Here is a 20,754-nt window from a genome sequence, read left to right on the forward strand (position 1 = left end):
TAACCTTCAGGATAATAATGACCAAAACAGCACGCAGCATGGCCGGTCTGCCATGGATAGCCGCAATGGCTTTCTTTATGCAGGCGCTGGATGCCACCATTCTTAACACCGCGCTACCGGCAATAGCCCATAGCCTCAATCGTTCACCGCTTGCCATGCAGGCCGCTATTATCAGCTACACCCTGACCGTAGCGATGCTTATTCCGGTAAGCGGCTGGCTTGCAGACCGTTTTGGTACGCGCCGCGTATTTATGCTGGCCGTTAGCCTGTTCACCCTCGGTTCCTTCGCCTGTGCTATGTCCGGGTCGTTAACCGAGCTGGTCATCTTCCGCGTGATTCAGGGGATTGGCGGAGCAATGATGATGCCGGTGGCACGCCTTGCGCTACTCCGGGCTTATCCGCGCAGTGAATTACTTCCCGTGCTCAACTTTGTCACTATGCCCGGCCTGGTCGGCCCGATTATTGGCCCACTGCTCGGCGGCGTGCTGGTCACCTGGGCTAGCTGGCACTGGATTTTTTTAATCAATATCCCGATAGGCATTCTGGGCCTGCTTTACGCCCGTAAATATATGCCTAACTTCACCACGCCGAAGCGTGGGTTTGATATGAGCGGCTTCCTGCTCTTTGGCGCAGGCCTGGTTCTGATCTCAAGCGGGGTTGAGCTGTTTGGCGAGCGTATTGTTGCCAGCTATATAGGAATGTTGGTGATCCTGGGCGGTATTTTGCTGCTTCTGGCCTATGTCTGGCATGCCCGTCGCGTTGCAACGCCGCTCATTCCCCTACCTCTCTTTAAGACGCGCACCTTCTCCGTTGGTATCGTCGGCAATATAGCCTCACGCCTCGGTACCGGCTGCGTCCCTTTTTTGATGCCGCTTATGCTGCAGGTCGGTTTTGGTTATTCTGCGCTGCTGGCCGGCTGCATGATGGCGCCGACCGCAGTAGGTTCGCTGCTGGCTAAATCGACGGTAACTCAGGTACTGCGGTGGATGGGCTACCGTAAAACGCTGGTAGGGATAACTATCGTCATTGGCCTGCTCATAGCCCAGTTCTCGCTACAGTCTCCAGGGATGGAAGTGTGGCTGCTGATCCTTCCCCTCTTTATATTAGGGATGGCAATGTCAACGCAGTTTACGGCCATGAACACCATCACTCTGGCAGACTTGACGGATGACAACGCCAGCAGCGGTAATAGCGTGCTGGCCGTGACTCAGCAGCTGTCAATCAGTCTGGGGGTTGCGGTAAGCGCAGCGGTATTGCGTGCATGGGAAGGGGTAGAGAGCGTCAATACCATCGAGCAGTTCCACTACACCCTGTTGACGATGGGCGCGATAACGCTGGTCTCTTCGGCGGTCTTTCTGCTGCTGCGCCCAAAAGACGGGCGCAACTTAATAAAAGAACGCCACTAGCGCTAAACGGAGCTTCGTACCACCAGCTCTGGCGTCAGCAGTAAGCGCTGCTGCGCCAGATCGGGCTGCCCCATACGGTGGATAAGTACATCCACCGCCAGCTCTCCCAGCTCATCTTTTGGCTGATGAATGGTTGTCAGCGGCGGCGTCATGTAGCGGGCAAGCTCAATATCATCGTAGCCAATCACCGCCATGTCCTGCGGCACGCGGAGGCCCGCCTGGTATAAAGCATGGTAAGCGCCAACGGCCATCGCATCATTGCCCATAAATACCGCATCAGGCCTCTCCTCAAGCGTAAGCAGTTCGCTCATGGCGCTAAATCCGCCCTGAAACTCAAAGTCGCCGATAATTTCATAGCCCGGGAGGATAGCCAGCCCGGCCTGCGCCATGGCTTGACGGTAGCCTTCAAGACGCAGCCTGGCCGGCGTTTTGTCCTGCGGCCCGGCAATGCAGGCAATGCGGGTATAGCCATTATCGATAAGATGCTGGGTGGCCATTTCTCCACCTAGCAGCGAGTTATCCTGAATAACATCGCTCTGCCCCTCAAACGGAGCCCAGTCCATCATCACGGTGGGGATGGTCGGGTAGCGATTGATAATTTCCGGCGAAGGCTGATGCGTCTCGGTGCACAGCAGCAGCAATCCGTCCACGCGCTTTTGCAGCAGCGTTTCCAGATTACGGTTCATACGGTGCTCATCACCTTCGGTATTACAAAGCACAAGGCTGTACCCACGTTCAAAGCAGCTACGCTCCACGCCGCGAACCAGTTCAGAATAGAAAGGGTTGCTACTCGCCGTAATCAGCATGCCGATGGTATGGGTTTGATTGAGCTTGAGGCTGCGCGCCAGCGCAGAAGGGGCATAGTTCAGGGTTTTAACCGCTTCCTCTACCTTCTGGCGAATAGCCTCGCTCACGAAGCGGTCGTTATTAATGACATGCGAGACGGTAGAGGTAGAAACGCCCGCCAGGCGGGCGACATCTTTCATGGTAGCCATGGCTTACCTCTGCTGCTGCAGAAACTCGTCAATTTCCTTACGCCACGGCACGGAAGGCTGAGCACCTTTTCGCGTCACGGCAATCGCGGCGGCGGCATGGGCAAATCGCACGGCGTCTTCCATCGGCTTATCTTCCAGCAGCGCGGTAACCAGCGCGCCGTTAAAGGTGTCTCCGGCGGCAATAGTATCGACGGCTTTGACCTTAAAGCCCGGCACGCGTTTGCCGCTGCCTTTTTCGCTTAGCCATACGCCACGGCTGCCAAGGGTGATAATGACCGTGTCGATCCCCTTACCGTGAAGCACATGCGCAGCTTTTGCAGCATCTTCATCAGTCTCAACGCGCACCCCGGTCAGCTTTTCCGCCTCGGTTTCGTTCGGGGTGATCATATCCAGCAGCGCCAGAAGCTCATCAGAGAGTTCACAGGCCGGTGCCGGATTAAGAATCACTTTGGTCTGGTGCTGATGGGCAATTTTCGCCGCCGCCAGCACGCTTTCGAGCGGAGATTCCAGCTGCATTAATAAAGCGGAAGCTTCGGCGATTTTCTGCTGTTCCGCTTCAACCAACTCTGGGGTCAAGGCTGCGTTAGCGCCAGCGTGAATACCAATCACGTTTTCACCTGCGCCATTGACGAAAATTAGCGCGACGCCGGTTGCTTCATCATTGATAGTCCTGATTGGCGCAGTATCAATGTTATCACTGGCAAGCTGTTTGCAGACGCGGCTGCCGGTATCGTCATCGCCTACGCAGGCAATAAACGCGATCTCTGCCCCACTGCGCCCCGCCGCAACGGCCTGGTTCGCGCCTTTACCGCCGAACGCCACCTGATAGCCCTGCCCGGTGACGGTTTCGCCCGGGGTTGGGAAATGTTCGAGGTTGAGGATGTGGTCAGCATTAATGCTGCCCAGAACGACGAGTTTGCCAGTGCTTTTCATATCTTGATATCCAGTTTGAGTGCGCCACCCATTGCTGAGTGGCGCGGTGCCCTGCTTTTCTTTGATTCTTATTTGGCGATCAGTTTCAAATCAACCGGGATTTTCGCATCCACTTTCTCGCCCTTCAGCACTTTATCGGCAGTTTCCACACCAATAACGCCGATCTGGTCAGCCATCTGGGCCACGGTCGCGCCCAGCTTACCGCCTTCAACTGCTTTCACACCGTCAGCCGTACCGTCGAAACCGACAACCAGTACATCAGATTTACCTGCGGTTTGCAGCGCACGCAGGGCCCCCAGTGCCATTTCGTCATTCTGAGCGAACACGGCCTGAACGTTAGGGTGTGCGGTCAGCAGGTTCTGCATGACGTTCAGACCTTTAGTACGGTCGAAATCAGCGGGCTGGCTCGCCAGCACGTCAAATTTATGTGCGGCAACGGCCTGCTTAAAGCCTTCACCACGTTCACGAGCTGCGGAAGCCCCGGCAATCCCCTGCAGCTCAATGACTTTAGCGCCTTCACCCAGTTTCTTCGCGATGAAGTCACCGGCCATTTTGCCGCCCGCAACGTTATCAGAAGCGATGTGGCTAACCACGGTGCCCTGGTTCGCTATGCGGTCAAGGGTGATCACCGGGATTTTAGCCTGGTTTGCCATTTTAACGGCATTACCCACCGCATCGGAATCCGTTGGGTTAATCAGCATTAATTTGGTGCCGCGAACGGTTAAGTCCTGCACGTTCGCCAGCTCTTTCGCCGGGTTGTTTTGAGAGTCCAGTACCACCAGGTTGTAGCCCAGCTTATCGGCCTCTTTCTGCGCGCCGTCTTTAAGCGACACAAAGAACGGGTTGTTCAGCGTGGAAACCACCAGCGCGATGGTCTCTTTTGCCATGGCGTTAGCGCTTACGGTGGCGCTGAGTGCCACAGCGGAAACCAGGGTAGCCAGTTTTTTCATGTTCATAGTCAGATGTCCTGTAGGGTTATGGTTTTACTGCTTTTTATTGTCCACCAGCACCGCCAGCAAAATTACCACCGCTTTGACGATCATCTGGTAATAAGAAGAAACACCTAATAAATTCAGACCGTTGTTCAGGAAGCCAAGGATCAATGCCCCGATCAGCGTGCCGACAATGCGACCTTTACCGCCCGCCAGGCTGGTACCGCCCAGCACCACCGCCGCGATAGCATCCAGCTCGTACCCTGCACCCGCCGTAGGCTGTGCAGAGGAAAGACGCGCTACTTCGATGATCCCGGCCAGCGACGCCAGCAGACCACACAGAGAGTAGACGATGATTTTCACTTTGTTGACGCTGATCCCGGACAGGCGAGTCGCCGCTTCGTTACCGCCGAGCGCATAGATATAACGCCCCAGACGGGTATGGTGCAGCATGTACCATGCGGCCAGGAAAACAATCGCCATGATCCAGACCGGCGTTGGGATCCCCAGAGGGCGGCCAATACCGAACCAGCCAAACAGATCGGCATTGTCGGAGAAGCCCGTGTTCATCGGGCTACCGTTGGTGTACACCAGCGTTACCCCGCGCAGCAACAGCATCATCACCAGCGTGGCGATAAAGGCCTGGACTCGTCCTTTAGCAACAATCACGCCGGTCACAGCGCCAATGGCCGCACCGAGCGCCAGCGCGGCGGCAACGGCCACCAGCGCATTGACCTCAAAGCCTACAATGGAGGCGGCCACCGCCCCGGTTAGCGCCAGAAGAGAACCGACGGACAGGTCGATCCCGGAGGTCAGAATGACCAACGTCATCCCCACCGCCATGATGGCGTTAACCGAGGTTTGCTGCAGGATGTTGAACAGGTTATTCACGGTAAAGAAGTTCGGGCTCAGGGCTGAAACAATCGCAATCAGCACCAGCAGAGCGATAAGAGATTTTTGCTCCATCAGCCACGCTTTTGTGAACCAGCGACGGGTGGAAACGGTCTGGGTACTCATTTGTCTGACTCCTGATTCACTCGATTAAGCTTACCAACGGCCGCTGCCATCAGCGCCTCCTGAGTGGCTTCTTCACGGGAGAACTCGCCGCTCAGTCGCCCTTCGTGGATAACCATGATGCGGTCGCTCATGCCCAGCACTTCCGGCATCTCGGACGACACAAGAATGATGCTCAAACCATCGGCTTTAAACTGGTTAATTAACTGATAAATTTCTTTTTTCGCCCCAACGTCGACGCCGCGGGTTGGCTCGTCGAGGATCAGCACTTTCGGCCGAGTCATCAGGCCACGCGCGATGGCGACTTTCTGCTGGTTACCGCCGGAAAGCAGGCCAATCGGCTGCTCCATGGAGGGGGTTTTGACGTTAAACAGGCGAATAAAGTCCTGCACAGCCTGCTGTTCATCCTTATGCTTCAGGCTGCCGACATCGCGGCTGAAGTAGCGTAGCGCGGTCAGGGACATATTCTCTTTTACCGACATGCCCAGGACCAGACCATCGCGCTTGCGGTCTTCGGATATGTAAACGATGCCGTTAGCCAGCCCGTCCTGCGGAGAGCGAGTCACCACTTCGCGGCCATCCAGCGCAACATAGCCGGCGGTTCTCGGCAGCGCGCCATACAGCACTTTCATCAGTTCGGTACGCCCGGCGCCCATCAGCCCGGCAACGCCGAGGATTTCGCCTTTACGCAGCGTGAAAGAGATCTCCTTCACGCCGGGGCCGGAAACTTTATCCACCCGCAGGCGAATGTCGCCCGGCTGTTTGTCCAGATGCGGATACTGGTCTTCCAGCTTACGGCCTACCATCATTTCGATGAGCGTATCTTCGGTGAGCGCTGAGACTTCACGTTCGGCGATAAACTGCCCGTCGCGCAGAACGGTCACGTCGTCGCATACCTCAAAGATCTCTTTCATGCGGTGGGAGATATATACGATGCCGCAGCCCTGAGTTTTCAACTCGCGAATAACGCGGAACAGCGACTCGGTTTCGGTGTCGGTCAGCGCATCGGTCGGCTCATCCATGACGATGACTTTTGACTCAAAGCTCAACACCTTGGCTATCTCGACCATTTGCTGATCGCCAATCGACAGCTCGCCGACCAGGCGCTCGCTGGTGTAGCGTAAATTCAGCTTTGCCAGCAGCTTATCGGCCTCCTGATACATCTTCTTCCAGTCAATTTTGCCAAAACGCCCGACAAACTCGCGGCCAAGGAAGATGTTTTCCGCAATGCTAAGCTGCGGAATCAGGTTAAGTTCCTGGTGAATAATCCCGATGCCAGCCTCCTGAGAAGCTTTCGGCCCGTTAAAAGCCGTTTCTTTCCCCAGCCACAGCAGAGAACCGGCATCTTTGGTGTAGATCCCGGTCAGAACTTTCATCATGGTGGATTTGCCGGCGCCGTTTTCACCCACCAGCGCCATTGCACGGCCAGGGTAGACGTTCAGCGCCGCGCCAGAGAGGGCTTTCACCCCAGGGAACGATTTATCAATCCCTTTAAGCTGCAGTAAAGGTTCCATGCCGGCCTCCTCAGAAGGTTACGCCAGCACAGAGAATAATATTCGCATACGGGGAACACTCCCCGCTGCGAATAACCGCATGTGCATCAGCGGTGTGCTGCTTGAACTGCTCATGACTGATGTAACTAATAGTTATGGTGTTTCCCTGGTGTTTTTGCAGCTGCTCAATATGGTTGAGCAACGTTTCGTGAAGCGCGGGATTATGTTGTTTGATTTCAGAAGCAATGATGGCCGCCTCAACCTGCATTTCCTGAGTTACCACGTTCACGACCTGCATAAAGCCAGGAACGCCGTGAGTCAATGCCAGATCGATGCGCTGAGTAGTGCGCGGAATTGGCAGCCCGGCATCGGCAACCACCAGCGTGTCGGTGTGCCCCAGACGGGAGATAACGGCCGAAATATCAGCGTTAAGAACGGTACCTTTCTTCATTTTCCTGCTCCACTAGCGAAACGTTTCGCTGATAAGGAGTGTAGAAAAAGAGCGGGCGGTTAAACAACCACCAGGTTAAAGAAGTGTGATCAATATCGAAACGTTTCGCTAATAAACGCAAAACGGTACCTGAGTACCGTTTTTAGTGTTTACTCCCTCTCCCTGTGGGAGAGGGCCGGGGTGAGGGCATCAGGTAGCTAACTTAAATCTCAACCTGGGTGCCCAGCTCGATAACCCTGTTCGGCGGGATCTCAAACTGGTCTGGCGCGCGTAGCGCGTTGCGCTGCAGGGCGAGGAACAGTTTGCCGCGCAGTCGGAGGTACCACGGGCGCTTACCGATAATCAGCGACTCGTGCGACATAAAGAACGACGTTTCCATCATCCTGCAGCTTAAGCCCTCAAGGCCACAGCGGTGGAATATCTCTTCCACGTTCGGCGTTTCGCGCCAGCCGTAGCTTGCCACCACGCGCCAGAAGGTTGGCGACAGCTGCTCAATGGAAACGCGCTTAACGTTGTGTACGTAAGGCGCATCTTCAGTCCGCAACGTCAGCAGCACCACTCGCTCATGCAGCACCTTGTTGTGCTTGAGGTTATGCAGCATGGCAAACGGAATCACGTTCAGGGCACGGGACATATAAACCGCAGTACCCGGCACGCGAACCGGCGGCGACTTCTCAAGCGAGGCAATCATCGCCTCCAGAGAGTTGCCGTGCTCGTGCATACGCCGCAGCAGGCGGAAACGCTCGCTTTTCCAGGTGGTCATGATGGTAAACATCACCAGGCCCAGCGTGAGCGGCAGCCAGCCGCCGGAGACGATTTTCTCGAGGTTAGCCGAGAACAACGGTATATCGATAAACAGAAAACCCACACACATCAGGAGCACGGCAATTTTATTCCAGTGCCAGTTTTTGCGCGCTACGGTGCAGGAAAGAATCGAGGTCAGCACCATCGTGCCGGTTACTGCAATGCCGTATGCCGCCGCCAGGTTACTTGAGTGCTCGAAGCTGACGATAACGATCACCACGGCGATATACAGAATCCAGTTAATCGCTGGAATGTAAATCTGCCCGGACTCCATTTCCGAAGTGTGGATGATGCGCATTGGCGAGAGATAGCCCAGACGAACCGCCTGACGCGTCAGGGAGAAGACGCCGGAGATAACCGCCTGTGAAGCGATAATCGTCGCCAGGGTTGCCAGAATCAGCAGCGGAATCAGCGCCCAGTCCGGAGCAAGCAGGAAGAACGGGTTTTTAATCGCTTCCGGGTTCTTCAGCAGCAGCGCGCCCTGGCCAAAATAGTTAAGGACCAGCGAAGGCAGAACGGCAATAAACCAGGCGATGCGAATCGGGAGCTTACCGAAATGCCCCATATCGGCATAGAGCGCCTCAACACCGGTTATCGCCAGGACAACAGCGCCAAGAGCAAAGAACGACACGGCTTTATATTGAATGAAGAAATTCACCGCCCAGGCAGGGTTAAGCGCCTGCAGGACTTCCGGGTTGCCAATAATACTTGTCGCGCCCAGTACGGCGAGCGTCAGGAACCACAGCAGCATAACCGGGGCAAACAGCTTGCCGACTATCCCGGTGCCGTGTTTCTGAATCATAAACAGCAGCGTCAGAACAATAATTGAGAGAGGAACAATGTACTTATCCAGCTCTGGCGCGGCTATCTCAAGACCTTCTATGGCCGACATCACCGATATCGCCGGTGTGATAACCACCTCGCCGTAGAAGAAGCTACCGCCAATCAACCCCATAATCACCAGCACTGAAGTCATGCGGGCCGAAGTATTGCGCCCGGCAAGAGACATCAGCGTTAAGATCCCGCCTTCCCCGGCGTTATCCGCACGCATCACGAAGGTGAGATATTTAATGGAGACGACCAGTACCAACAGCCAAAAAATTAACGACAAAAAGCCAAACACGGCGTCGCGTTCAACGCCAAACCCAAACTGCCCTGACAGGCATTCACGGAGGGTATAAAGCGGGCTGGTACCGATATCACCGTACACAACCCCGATGGCAGCCAGCGTAACGGCCGGCAACGATTGTTTATTATCAGCGCTCATAGACTAATCTTTTGTTGGAATCCCGAAAACGTGTGCTTAGTCCCTTGGCCCACAAAACGGCGCACAGTATGCACGATAATTGTGTAAATCGTACTCCTAAATGCACTGGCCTTATCTCAGCTCAAACGTTGCATGCGGCATAATCAGCACATTAACTGGCTAAAAATAAACGCTATACTCGCGTTCCTCCACAGGGTTAACCGCGTAAGGATGCAAAGCTAATTATGGCTCAATCACATTTGCTGGCTGAAAGAATTTCTCGTCTCAGCCAGGCGCTGGAAAAAGGACTTTTTGAGCGTCAGCACGCCGTTCGCCTCTGTTTGCTGGCGGCACTAAGCGGCGAGAGCGTCTTTTTACTCGGCCCGCCAGGGATTGCGAAAAGCCTGATCGCTCGCCGCCTGAAGTTTGCCTTTCGCGAAGCGCGAGCTTTTGAATATCTAATGACTCGCTTCTCAACGCCAGAAGAAGTTTTTGGTCCGCTTTCCATTCAGGCACTGAAAGATGAAGGCCGTTATGAGCGTTTGACCGCAGGTTACCTGCCGGAAGCCGAAATTGTGTTCCTCGATGAGATATGGAAAGCGGGCCCGGCGATTTTAAACACCCTGCTGACCGCCATTAACGAACGCCGTTTCCGCAACGGCGCCAGCGAAGATAAAATCCCGATGCGCCTGCTGGTGGCGGCATCCAACGAGCTGCCGGAAGCGGACAGCAGCCTGGAAGCCCTGTACGACCGCATGCTGATTCGCCTGTGGCTGGATAAGGTGCAGGACAAAGCCAATTTCCGTTCGATGCTCATCAGCCAGCACGACGAGAATTTCAATCCGGTCGCCGAAAGCCTGCAGGTCACCGATGAAGAGTATTTCAGCTGGCAGCAGCAAATTGGCGGCGTCACCCTGCCGGACGACGTTTTTGAACTTGTCTTCATCCTGAGGCAGCTGCTTGAGACGACCCCCGGTGCGCCTTATGTTTCTGACCGCCGCTGGAAAAAGGCGATTCGTCTGCTGCAGGCCAGCGCCTTCTTTAATGGCCGCGATGCCGTGGCGCCTGTCGATCTTATTCTGCTGAAGGATTGCCTGTGGCACGACACGGCGACCATGAATTTGATGCAGCAGCAGATTGAAGTTTTGATGACCGGGCACGCGTGGCAGCAGCAGGCTATCCTTAATAAACTCAGCGCCATCGTGCAGCGCCGCCTTCAGCTCCAGCAGCAAAGCAGCGACCGTGACGCCTTTACCGTGCTTAAGCAGACCGGCATGTTCAGCCGCAAACCGCAGTACCAGCTGCCGGATGAGCTAACCGGCGACACGCTGACGCTTTTGCTGCAAAAACCGCTGAAGCTGCACGATATCGAGGTTATTCATATCACCCTGGCCCGCGAAGCGCTGGCGCAATGGCTCAATAAAGGGGGCGAGATCCGCGGCAAGCTGAACGGCATTGGTTTTGCGCAGCTGCTTAACCTCGAAGTGGACAGCACTCTGCACCTGACCATTCGCGATGTCAGCCTTCAGGCCACCCGGCTTGCGCTGCCGGGCCACCAGCAGCAGGGCGTCCCCGATGAGATCAAAAAGCAGTTCGACGATCTTGATGCTGCGCTGCACCAGCAGCATGAGCGCTTTAACGATCAGCAAAAAAGCCTGTTTATCGAAAGCGACTGGCTGGGAAAAATTGAGGCCAGCCTGCAGGACGTCGCGGCGCAGCTGAAACAGGCGCGTCAATGATAAGCATTGAAACGCTGGATACGATCCTGGCTATTGGTGAAGGCGAGCTAATAGAAGAGATCATTATAACCCTGCTGGCTGCCCCGCAGCTGGCGGTGTTTTTCGAGAAATTCCCGCGTTTAAAAAAAGCCGTTAGTGAAGACTTACCTCGCTGGCGAGACCAGCTGAAAAGCCGCCTGAAGGACGGACATGTCCCGGATGAGCTGGCCCAGGAGGTGCTTTGCTATCAGCAGAGCCAGCTGCTCGACACCAGGCAGCTTATTACCCGGCTCCCGGAGATTATCCAGCTGCTCCACAAGCTTGGATCCCCCTTCTATGAGCAGGCCAAAACGCTGGTCGCAGAGCACCCACACTTCACCCCGGCGCAGCATACGCTGTTTCTCCAGCGCTGGCGGCTAAGCCTGGTCGTACAGGCAACCTCACTTAACCAGCAGCTGCTGGAAGATGAACGTGACAAATTGCTGGCGGAAATTCAGGAGCGGCTGGCGCTTAGCGGGCAGCTGGACCCTGCGCTTGCGGAAAACGACAAAGCGGCCGGCAAGCTGTGGGATATGAGCGGCGGCGCACTGAAGCGCGGGGATTATCAGCTGATTGTGCAATACGGCGAGTTTCTCACCGGCCAGCCTGAACTGATGCAGCTGGCCGAGCAGCTGGGGCGCTCTCGTGAGGCAAAATCCGTTCCGCGAAAAGATTCTCCCACCGAGCCCTGGCGTATGCTGGTTCGGGAACCCGCCACCGTGCCCGAGCAGGTGGACGGCCTGCAGCGCAGCGACGATATTCTTCGGCTGTTGCCGCCTGAGCTGGCAACGCTTGGCATTACCGAGCTGGAGTTTGAGTTCTACCGCAGGCTGGTGGAGAAGCAACTGCTCACTTACCGCCTGCACGGTGACGCATGGCGTGAAAAAATCATCGAACGTCCGGTCGCCCATCAGGACTTTGACGAGCAGCCTCGCGGGCCGTTTATTGTCTGCGTGGATACTTCTGGCTCAATGGGCGGATTCAACGAGCAATGCGCCAAAGCCTTTTGCCTGGCGCTGATGCGGATTGCCCTCGCCGATAACCGACGCTGCTTTATTATGCTGTTCTCCAGCGAAGTGGTGCGCTATGAGGTGAGCGGGCGGGACGGCATTAATCAGGCGCTCCGCTTTTTAAGCCAGCATTTTAGCGGCGGGACGGATCTGGCCAGCTGTTTTCGCTCGATCCTGGAAAAGATGCAGACCGGGGACTGGCACGATGCCGATGCGGTAGTGATCTCAGATTTTATCGCCCAGCGCCTGCCGGACGACGTCGTCAGCAGCGTTAAGGCTTTGCAGCGTCAGTATCAGAACCGTTTTCACGCCGTTGCGATGTCGGGGCATGGAAAGCCCGGCATCATGCGCATTTTTGACCATATCTGGCGCTTTGACACCGGGATGAGAAGCCGCCTGCTGCGTCGCTGGCGGCGCTGAGGCTTACAGCAGATCGCTAACCTTATCCTGAATCTCTGGCGACCAGACGCCGCACTGAACCTGGCCGATGTGCGGCAGCTGTAGCAGCAGCATTGTCAGGCGTGACTGGCCGATGCCGCCGCCGATGGTTTGCGGCATTTCGCCTTTGATCAACGACTGATGCCACTCGAGCTGCAGCCTCTCTTCATCGCCGGTGGTCGCCAGCTGGCGTTTCAGCGTTTCTGCATCCACGCGGATCCCCATTGAAGAAAGCTCTAAGGCATCTTCCAGCACAGGGTTCCAGACCAGGATATCCCCGTTCAGACCCGCCAGCCCGTCTTCGCCGCCCGTTGACCAGTCATCATAATCCGGGGCACGCACGTCGTGACGTTTCCCGTCCGACAGCTTGCCGCCGATGCCGATTAAGAAGACGGCGCCAAGCTCTTTAGCAATGGCGCGTTCGCGGCCTTTCGCATCCAGATCGGGGAAGCGCTGCAGCAGCGTTTCGCTGTGAACAAAATGGATTTTCTCCGGCAGAAAGGCGGCCAGACCAAACCGTTCACTCACTTCGGCCTCGGTTACCTTAATTGCCGCCCAGATGCTCTCAACGGTTTGTTTTAGCGTGCCGGTGTGACGTTCGCCGTCGCCCATCACGCGTTCCCAGTCCCACTGGTCGACATAGACCGAGTGAACGGGGGATAAACGGTCTTCATCGGGGCGAAGGGCTTTCATGTGCGTGTAAAGCCCTTCACCCGCGCTGAAGTCATGCTGGCCCAGCGTTTTTCTTTTCCATTTGGCCAGCGAATGCACCACTTCAAACTGCGCCTGCGGCAAGGTTTTCACCTTAACCTGCACTGCTTTCTCGCTGCCAGAAAGGTTGTCTTGTGTACCATCGCCTACTCGGCTGAGGATCGGCGCCTGAACTTCAATCAGGCCAAGCTTCTCTTCCAGCTGACGGGAGAAATGGGTTTTCACAAAACTAATCTGACGTTGTTTAGCAATCCAGGCGGTTTTCATGGCTTTTCTCTTTGTTGTGGTGTTTCTGTCATCGATTAAGCAACAGAAACGTCTCCGTATTCAATAATCCACAATAAAAAAGGCCAGCCTCTTTTTAATCGACGAATTTAAGGCTATAAAAAATGGAGAATCGGCATTAATCATAGGAAAAAGTGATGGATAATTATCAAATCGACAATCTCGATCGCGGGATACTTGAAGCATTAATGGCAAATGCGCGCACAGCCTATGCGGAACTGGCCAAGCAGTTTGGCGTGAGTCCGGGCACTATCCATGTTCGCGTAGAGAAGATGAAGCAGGCCGGGATCATTACTGGGGCGCGCATTGATATCAGCCCGAAGCAGCTTGGCTACGATGTCTGCTGCTTTATCGGCATTATTTTGAAGAGTGCAAAAGATTATCCCTCGGCCCTGACCAAGCTGGAAAACCTGGATGAGGTGACCGAGGCTTACTATACCACCGGCCACTACAGCATCTTTATTAAGGTGATGTGTCGATCCATTGATGCCCTCCAGCAGGTACTTATCAACAAGATCCAAACAATCGATGAAATTCAGTCCACGGAGACACTGATCTCCCTGCAGAACCCGATCATGCGTACCATCCGTCCGTGATCGTTAATTTTAATACCCATATTATCCACAGGTAGATCCCCGCTCTTTCACAGCGTACAATACGCGACGATTTGAAAAGGCGGGACACAATGGCTGATATCACTCTGATTAGCGGCAGTACGCTGGGTAGTGCCGAGTATGTAGCAGAACACCTGGCTGAAAAGCTGGAGGAAGCGGGGCATGGCTCTGAAATACAGCATGGCCCGTTATTAGAAGATCTGAAAACCAGTGGTATCTGGCTGGTGGTCTCCTCCACGCACGGCGCTGGCGATCTGCCGGACAACCTGCAGCCTTTCTATGACGCCATAAATGAACAGCGCCCGGATCTGAGCGGCGTAAGCTATGGCGCGATCGGGATCGGTAGCCGCGAATACGACACTTTTTGCGGTGCAATAGAGAAGATCGATCGGCTGCTGACGGAATGTGGCGCGACCCGATTAGGATCCTTGCTCAAAATTAACATCCTCGATCACGATATTCCTGAGGATCCTGCAGAGATTTGGATCAGTTCCTGGATTAATTTACTCCCTGAAGTGTAAAGATTGCGCGATCATATGTGGATAAGTCTGGTTAAAAGCTTGGGTTAAGCGGTAGTTATCCAAAGAACAACCGCTGTTCACTTTTTGAGTTGTGCATAAACCTCGATTCTGATCCCAGCTTATACGGTCCGGGATCACCGGAAGTACACAGCAAATGATCCTTTCCAGGTCATTGATCCTAAAATGGATAAATGGCTTATCCACAGCAGTCGTCGATCCTAATAAGAGATCATAATAAAGAGATCTTTAAATAAAAAAGATCTTCTTTTAATTACCAAAGATCCCGATGCTTTCTCGAAAGACTAAAGTTGAGTAGAATCCCCAGCCCGGGAAGTCACAAACCCTCATTCGCGAAACCGAGGCAGTTACCATGTTTTATCCAGATCCTTTTGACGTCATCATTATCGGCGGGGGTCATGCAGGCACAGAGGCGGCAATGGCCGCAGCTCGTATGGGTCAGCAGACCCTGCTTCTGACACACAATATCGACACGCTGGGACAAATGTCCTGTAACCCGGCTATCGGCGGTATTGGCAAGGGACATTTGGTTAAGGAAGTGGATGCCCTCGGTGGCTTAATGGCAACCGCGATCGATCATGCAGGCATTCAGTTTAGAATACTAAACGCCAGCAAAGGCCCTGCCGTACGTGCCACTCGCGCCCAGGCAGACCGCGTGCTTTACCGTCAGGCCGTGCGTACCGCGCTGGAGAACCAGCCGAACCTGATGATTTTCCAGCAGGCGGTTGAGGATCTTATCGTTGAAAACGATCGTGTCGTCGGCGCAGTGACCCAGATGGGCCTTAAATTCCGTGCAAAAGCGGTTGTGCTCACCGTAGGGACGTTCCTGGACGGCAAGATCCATATCGGGCTGGATAACTACAGCGGCGGTCGTGCTGGCGATCCTCCGTCGATCCCGCTTTCACGTCGCTTACGTGAACTGCCGCTGCGTGTCAGCCGCCTGAAAACGGGTACGCCTCCACGTATTGACGCCCGTACTATAGATTTCAGCGTACTTGCTCCACAGCATGGGGATAACCCTGTGCCGGTCTTCTCGTTCATGGGAAACGTGAGCCAGCATCCTGAGCAGGTACCTTGCTACATCACCCATACCAACGAGCAAACCCACGAGGTGATCCGTAATAACCTCGACCGCAGCCCAATGTATGCGGGGATTATCGAAGGTATTGGTCCTCGCTACTGCCCCTCTATCGAAGACAAAGTGATGCGTTTTGCCGATCGCAACGCACACCAAATCTTCCTCGAGCCAGAAGGGCTGACCAGCAACGAGATTTACCCTAACGGGATCTCCACCAGCCTGCCGTTCGACGTTCAGATGCAGATTGTCCGCTCGATGAAGGGGATGGAAAATGCGAAGATCGTTCGTCCTGGCTACGCTATTGAGTACGACTTCTTCGATCCGCGAGATCTGAAGCCGACGCTGGAAAGCAAATTTATCCAGGGGCTTTTCTTTGCCGGCCAGATTAACGGCACTACCGGCTACGAAGAAGCGGCTGCTCAAGGCCTGCTTGCCGGTCTTAACGCTGCCCGTTTCTCTGCTGAGAAAGAGGGCTGGGCGCCACGTCGCGACCAGGCCTACCTTGGCGTGCTGGTCGACGACCTGTGCACCCTGGGGACTAAAGAGCCGTACCGCATGTTTACCTCCCGCGCCGAATATCGCCTGATGCTGCGTGAAGACAACGCCGATCTGCGTTTAACCGCGGCAGGTCGCGAACTGGGGCTGGTGGATGATGCACGCTGGGCCCGCTTCAACGACAAGCTTGAAATGATCGAGCGTGAACGTCAGCGCCTGAAAGACATCTGGCTACATCCGCATGCTGATCAGGTGGAAGAGGTGAATGCTCAGCTTAGCGCGCCGCTTTCCAAAGAAGCCAACGGTGAAGATCTGCTGCGCCGTCCGGAAATGACCTATGCTTCGATGATGCAGCTGTCCACCTTTGCGCCTGGACTGGAAGATCCACAGGCTGCCGAGCAGGTTGAGATCCAGGTTAAATACGAAGGCTACATTGCTCGCCAGCAGGATGAGATTGAAAAACAGCAGCGTAACGAGAATACTTTGCTGCCTGCAACGCTCGACTATAGCCAGGTGAGCGGGCTCTCTAACGAGGTGATCGCCAAGCTTAACGATCACAAACCGGTTTCCATTGGTCAGGCATCGCGCATTTCGGGCATTACCCCGGCGGCAATCTCGATTTTGCTGGTCTGGCTTAAAAAACAGGGGCTGCTGCGACGCAGTGCCTGAAAACGGATAATGACAGGCCAGGCAATCCTGGCCTCTTTTTTTGATGGATTGACGACGTGCTGACTAAATTATCTCGCCTGCTGAAAGAAGCCGGCATCACCTTACCTGAAAAGCAGCAGCAGCAGCTGGTGGGCTACGTTTCGCTGCTCGACAAATGGAACAAGGCTTACAACCTCACTTCGGTGCGTAATCCCGATGAGATGCTGGTGCGACATATTCTGGACAGCATTGTGGTTGAGCCGCATTTACAGGGAAACCGGTTTATCGACGTGGGCACAGGCCCTGGTCTTCCTGGCATCCCGCTGGCTATTGTGCGTCCGGATTCGCATTTCACCCTGCTGGACAGCCTCGGTAAACGGGTACGTTTCCTGCGTCAGGTGCAACACGAGCTGAAGCTGGATAACGTTACGCCGGTACAAAGCAGGGTGGAAGAGTTCCCGGCAGAGCCGCCGTTTGACGGCGTTATTAGCCGTGCTTTTGCCTCGTTAAGCGATATGGTGAACTGGTGCCACCATCTGCCCGGCGAGAACGGTCGGTTCTACGCGTTGAAAGGGGTACGTCCGGATGAAGAGATCGCCGAACTGCCCGCTGGATTCAGCGTTGAAAATATCGTCAAACTCAACGTGCCGAGCCTGGAAGGGGAGAGGCATTTGGTGCTGATTAAGGCAAACAAACTTTAATTTTGATCAAAAAGTGGCGCGTTTGGAATGTTTCACTGAGGTTAAAAATTAAGGGGGGTAGCGATGAAATGGTTGGTTACATTTAACCAAAATTTAACTCGGAATTATCCTGCTTTTAACCTTTGCGTGATTAATTACCCGAGTAATAATTTTATTTGAAAATATCATTCGACGAAAAGTTGGCCTCAAAACGGCTCGCTTTGGATGTTAAAAGTTTAACTGGAATGTCAATGAAAGGTTTTTATGATGTTTCAGTCTGTTTTAAACAGAGTGCACATTAATCAGCTTAATAATCAGTCATCTGTAATTTGTGCTTTCTTAGGCTGCTAAATAACGCCCGGCGATAAGATGTCTAATTTGTGATCGTGTGCACGCTTTGCTGTCCGGGATTTGAGCTTATTTGCACTTTTTAAGCAAGCCGATGCGATTCAACAAAAGTCAGAAAATGGCCGTGCAGAAAATTAATTAAACATTTGTTCACCTTTTCGCTACTTATTGTTTGAAATCACTGGGCCGCACCGTATAATTTGCTCGCTTTTTGAGGCTTGACTCAGCGTCGCAAAGACAGTTTTATACGACACGCGACATACCTCATAGGTAGCAGGAGTAGGAAACGTCATGTCTGTGTCGCTCTTGAGTAAGAACGTAGCTCGTAGGCTTCTGTTCATCCAACTTCTGGCTGTATTAGCAACTGGACTGCTTTTTTGCCTTAAAGACCCCACCTGGGGCGCCTCCGCTATCGCGGGGGGCATGGCAGTTTGGCTGCCAAATGTGCTGTTTATGATTTTTGCCTGGCGCCATCAGGCGCATACACCCTCAAAAGGCCGCGTGGCCTGGACATTCGCCATCGGCGAAGTGTTGAAGGTGATTGCGACCTTTATCATTCTGGTGGTGGCGCTGGCGTACTTTAAGGCGGTGGTATTGCCGCTAATAGTGACGTGGGTTTCGGTGCTGGTTGTGCAGATACTCGCACCAGCTGTAATTAACAACAAAGGGTAAGAGGCATCATGTCTGCAGGAGAAATCTCTACACCGCAGGAGTATATAGGTCACCACCTGAATAACCTTCAGCTGGACCTGCGTACTTTCTCGCTGGTGGATCCGCATAACCCCCCGGCCACCTTCTGGACGCTCAACATCGACTCCATGTTCTTCTCAGTCTTTCTGGGTCTGGTGTTTCTGGTGCTGTTCCGTAAAGTGGCGAAAACCGCAACCAGCGGCGTTCCGGGTAAATTTCAGACCTTTATTGAGCTGATTATTGGCTTTGTTCATGGCAGTGTGAAAGACATGTACCATGGCAAAAGCAAGGTTATCGCTCCACTCGCCCTGACGATTTTCGTCTGGGTCTTCCTGATGAACTTGATGGACCTGCTGCCTATCGATCTGCTGCCCTATATCGGTGAGCATATCTTTGGCCTGCCAGCCCTGCGTGTGGTGCCGTCTGCGGACGTGAATATCACCCTCTCTATGGCGCTGGGCGTGTTTGTCCTCATTCTGTTCTACAGCATCAAAATGAAAGGCATTGGCGGCTTCACGAAAGAGCTGACGCTGCAGCCGTTCAATCACTGGGCATTTATTCCTGTCAACTTAATCCTTGAAGGGGTAAGCCTGCTGTCCAAACCTGTATCGCTGGGTCTGCGACTGTTCGGCAACATGTATGCCGGTGAGCTGATTTTCATTCTGATTGCTGGTCTGTTGCCGTGGTGGTCACAGTGGATTCTGAATGTGCCATGGGCCATTTTCCACATCCTGATCATTACGCTGCAAGCCTTCATCTTCATGGTTCTGACGATCGTCTATCTGTCGATGGCGTCTGAAGAACATTAATTTACTTACCACTACTGCGTTTAACGAAACAAACTTGGAGACTGTCATGGAAAACCTGAATATGGATCTGCTGTACATGGCTGCCGCTGTGATGATGGGTCTGGCGGCAATCGGTGCTGCGATCGGTATCGGCATCCTCGGGGGCAAATTCCTGGAAGGCGCTGCACGCCAACCAGATCTGATTCCACTGCTGCGTACTCAGTTCTTTATCGTAATGGGTCTGGTGGATGCAATCCCAATGATCGCTGTTGGTCTGGGTCTGTACGTGATGTTCGCCGTCGCATAGTGAGCGATGTTTGAGTCATCTAGCTATATCAGAACGTTAACTAACAAAGAGGCATTGTGCTGTGAACATTAACGCAACAATCCTCGGCCAGGCCATCGCGTTTGTCCTGTTTGTTCTGTTCTGCATGAAGTATGTATGGCCGCCTTTAATGGCAGCCATCGAGAAGCGTCAAAAAGAAATTGCTGACGGTCTCGCTTCTGCTGAACGTGCTCAAAAGGACCTTGACCTTGCACAGGCCAACGCGACCGACCAGCTGAAAAAAGCCAAAGCGGAAGCTCAGGTGATTATTGAGCAGGCGAACAAACGCCGTGCCCAGATCCTTGATGAAGCGAAAACTGAGGCAGAGCAGGAACGTAATAAAATCGTTGCACAGGCTCAGGCAGAAATCGACGCTGAGCGTAAACGCGCTCGTGAAGAGCTGCGTAAGCAGGTCGCTCTGCTGGCAATTGCCGGTGCCGAGAAGATAATCGAACGTTCCGTAGATGAAGCTGCTAACAGCGACATCGTCGATAAACTGGTCGCTGAACTGTAAGGAGGGAGGGGCTGATGTCTGAATTTGTTACTGTAGCTCGCCCCTACGCCAAAGCAGCTTTTGACTTTGCCGTCGAACACCAGAGCGTAGACCGCTGGCAGAACATGCTGGCGTTTGCTGCCGAGGTAACGAAAAACGAACAAATGGAAGAGCTCCTTTCCGGTGCACTGGCACCTGAAACGCTCGCAGATTCGTTCATCGCCATTTGCGGCGAGCAGCTGGACACCAACGGCCAGAACCTGATTAAGGTGATGGCTGATAACGGTCGTTTAAAAGCGCTCCCGGATGTTCTTGAGCAGTTTGCGCATTTACGCGCGCTGAGTGAAGCGATTGCAGAGGTTCAGGTAACCTCTGCGGCTGAACTGAGTAATGAGCAACTCGCGAACATCACGACCGCAATGGAAAAACGTCTGTCACGCAAAGTTAAGCTGAATTGCAAAATCGATAAGTCTGTTATGGCGGGCGTTATCATCCAGTCGGGTGATATGGTCATTGACGGTAGCGTACGCGGCCGTCTTGAACGCCTTGCAGACGTCTTGCAGTCTTAAGGGGACTGGAGC

Annotated in this window: 20 protein-coding genes; 12 read left to right on the top strand and 8 right to left on the bottom strand. The window is 54.0% G+C overall.

The window, feature by feature from the left end; all coding sequences use genetic code 11:
- Positions 1-17 precede the first annotated feature (17 nt).
- The gene (gene mdtD, locus EL098_RS22490; protein WP_408609090.1) at positions 18-1,406 is read left to right on the top strand and encodes a multidrug transporter subunit MdtD; all 1,389 of its coding nucleotides are present in this window, start codon (positions 18-20) and stop codon (positions 1,404-1,406) included.
- Positions 1,407-1,408: 2 nt separating this feature from the next.
- Here mdtD and rbsR read toward each other — a convergent pair whose 3' ends face one another.
- The 7 genes from rbsR to kup form a co-directional block, all read right to left on the bottom strand.
- The gene (rbsR, locus tag EL098_RS22495) at positions 1,409-2,401 is read right to left on the bottom strand and encodes a ribose operon transcriptional repressor RbsR (protein ID WP_126358216.1); all 993 of its coding nucleotides are present in this window, start codon (positions 2,399-2,401) and stop codon (positions 1,409-1,411) included.
- A 3-nt stretch (positions 2,402-2,404) separates the two neighbouring features.
- Positions 2,405-3,334: a ribokinase gene (gene rbsK, locus EL098_RS22500; protein ID WP_126358217.1), complete on the bottom strand. Its 930-nt coding sequence runs from the start codon at positions 3,332-3,334 to the stop codon at positions 2,405-2,407.
- A 68-nt stretch (positions 3,335-3,402) separates the two neighbouring features.
- Complete coding sequence (gene rbsB, locus EL098_RS22505; protein ID WP_126358218.1) at positions 3,403-4,290, bottom strand: ribose ABC transporter substrate-binding protein RbsB; 888 nt, start codon at positions 4,288-4,290, stop codon at positions 3,403-3,405.
- Positions 4,291-4,317: 27 nt separating this feature from the next.
- Positions 4,318-5,283 carry a ribose ABC transporter permease gene (rbsC, locus tag EL098_RS22510; RefSeq protein WP_008457775.1) on the bottom strand — a complete coding sequence of 322 codons (966 nt, stop codon included), beginning with the start codon at positions 5,281-5,283 and terminating at the stop codon, positions 4,318-4,320.
- Entirely contained in the window at positions 5,280-6,794 is a 1,515-nt protein-coding gene (gene rbsA / locus EL098_RS22515; RefSeq protein WP_126358219.1) for a ribose ABC transporter ATP-binding protein RbsA, read from the bottom strand. Before rbsA ends, rbsC begins: the two co-directional genes overlap by 4 nt.
- Positions 6,795-6,804: 10 nt before the next feature.
- Entirely contained in the window at positions 6,805-7,224 is a 420-nt protein-coding gene (rbsD, locus tag EL098_RS22520; RefSeq protein WP_126358220.1) for a D-ribose pyranase, read from the bottom strand.
- A 202-nt stretch (positions 7,225-7,426) separates the two neighbouring features.
- Complete coding sequence (gene kup / locus EL098_RS22525) at positions 7,427-9,295, bottom strand: low affinity potassium transporter Kup (RefSeq protein ID WP_126358221.1); 1,869 nt, start codon at positions 9,293-9,295, stop codon at positions 7,427-7,429.
- A gap of 224 nt (positions 9,296-9,519) precedes the next feature.
- Here kup and ravA point away from each other — a divergent pair, with 224 nt between their 5' ends.
- Both ravA and viaA read left to right on the top strand, forming a co-directional pair.
- Complete coding sequence (gene ravA, locus EL098_RS22530; protein WP_126358222.1) at positions 9,520-11,013, top strand: ATPase RavA; 1,494 nt, start codon at positions 9,520-9,522, stop codon at positions 11,011-11,013.
- Entirely contained in the window at positions 11,010-12,461 is a 1,452-nt protein-coding gene (viaA, locus tag EL098_RS22535) for an ATPase RavA stimulator ViaA (RefSeq protein ID WP_126358223.1), read from the top strand. Before ravA ends, viaA begins: the two co-directional genes overlap by 4 nt.
- Positions 12,462-12,464: 3 nt before the next feature.
- Here viaA and asnA read toward each other — a convergent pair whose 3' ends face one another.
- On the bottom strand, positions 12,465-13,457 hold the full coding sequence (gene asnA, locus EL098_RS22540) for an aspartate--ammonia ligase (RefSeq protein WP_126358224.1): 993 nt from the start codon (positions 13,455-13,457) through the stop codon (positions 12,465-12,467).
- Positions 13,458-13,612: 155 nt separating this feature from the next.
- Between asnA and asnC the strand changes: the two genes are divergently transcribed.
- The 9 genes from asnC (at position 13,613) to atpH (ending at position 20,742) form a co-directional block, all read left to right on the top strand.
- Positions 13,613-14,071, top strand: a complete 459-nt coding sequence (gene asnC, locus EL098_RS22545) for a transcriptional regulator AsnC (protein ID WP_008457765.1) — start codon at positions 13,613-13,615, stop codon at positions 14,069-14,071.
- A gap of 89 nt (positions 14,072-14,160) precedes the next feature.
- A complete protein-coding gene (gene mioC, locus EL098_RS22550; protein ID WP_126358225.1) occupies positions 14,161-14,610 on the top strand; it encodes an FMN-binding protein MioC in 450 nt (149 codons plus the stop codon).
- 370 nt (positions 14,611-14,980) lie between these two features.
- Positions 14,981-16,870 carry a tRNA uridine-5-carboxymethylaminomethyl(34) synthesis enzyme MnmG gene (gene mnmG, locus EL098_RS22560; RefSeq protein WP_126358227.1) on the top strand — a complete coding sequence of 630 codons (1,890 nt, stop codon included), beginning with the start codon at positions 14,981-14,983 and terminating at the stop codon, positions 16,868-16,870.
- A gap of 56 nt (positions 16,871-16,926) precedes the next feature.
- Entirely contained in the window at positions 16,927-17,550 is a 624-nt protein-coding gene (gene rsmG, locus EL098_RS22565; protein ID WP_126358228.1) for a 16S rRNA (guanine(527)-N(7))-methyltransferase RsmG, read from the top strand.
- Between the two features lie 618 nt (positions 17,551-18,168).
- Positions 18,169-18,549: a F0F1 ATP synthase subunit I gene (atpI, locus tag EL098_RS22570; protein WP_126358229.1), complete on the top strand. Its 381-nt coding sequence runs from the start codon at positions 18,169-18,171 to the stop codon at positions 18,547-18,549.
- Positions 18,550-18,557: 8 nt separating this feature from the next.
- A complete protein-coding gene (atpB, locus tag EL098_RS22575) occupies positions 18,558-19,376 on the top strand; it encodes a F0F1 ATP synthase subunit A (protein WP_126358230.1) in 819 nt (272 codons plus the stop codon).
- 46 nt (positions 19,377-19,422) lie between these two features.
- The gene (gene atpE, locus EL098_RS22580; protein WP_000429386.1) at positions 19,423-19,662 is read left to right on the top strand and encodes a F0F1 ATP synthase subunit C; all 240 of its coding nucleotides are present in this window, start codon (positions 19,423-19,425) and stop codon (positions 19,660-19,662) included.
- Positions 19,663-19,723: 61 nt separating this feature from the next.
- Entirely contained in the window at positions 19,724-20,194 is a 471-nt protein-coding gene (gene atpF, locus EL098_RS22585; protein WP_126358231.1) for a F0F1 ATP synthase subunit B, read from the top strand.
- Positions 20,195-20,208: 14 nt separating this feature from the next.
- Positions 20,209-20,742, top strand: coding sequence for a F0F1 ATP synthase subunit delta (atpH, locus tag EL098_RS22590; protein ID WP_126358232.1), 534 nt, complete (start codon positions 20,209-20,211; stop codon positions 20,740-20,742).
- The last annotated feature ends 12 nt before the right edge of the window (positions 20,743-20,754 follow it).

Source organism: Cedecea lapagei, from assembly GCF_900635955.1.
GTDB lineage: Bacteria > Pseudomonadota > Gammaproteobacteria > Enterobacterales > Enterobacteriaceae > Cedecea > Cedecea lapagei.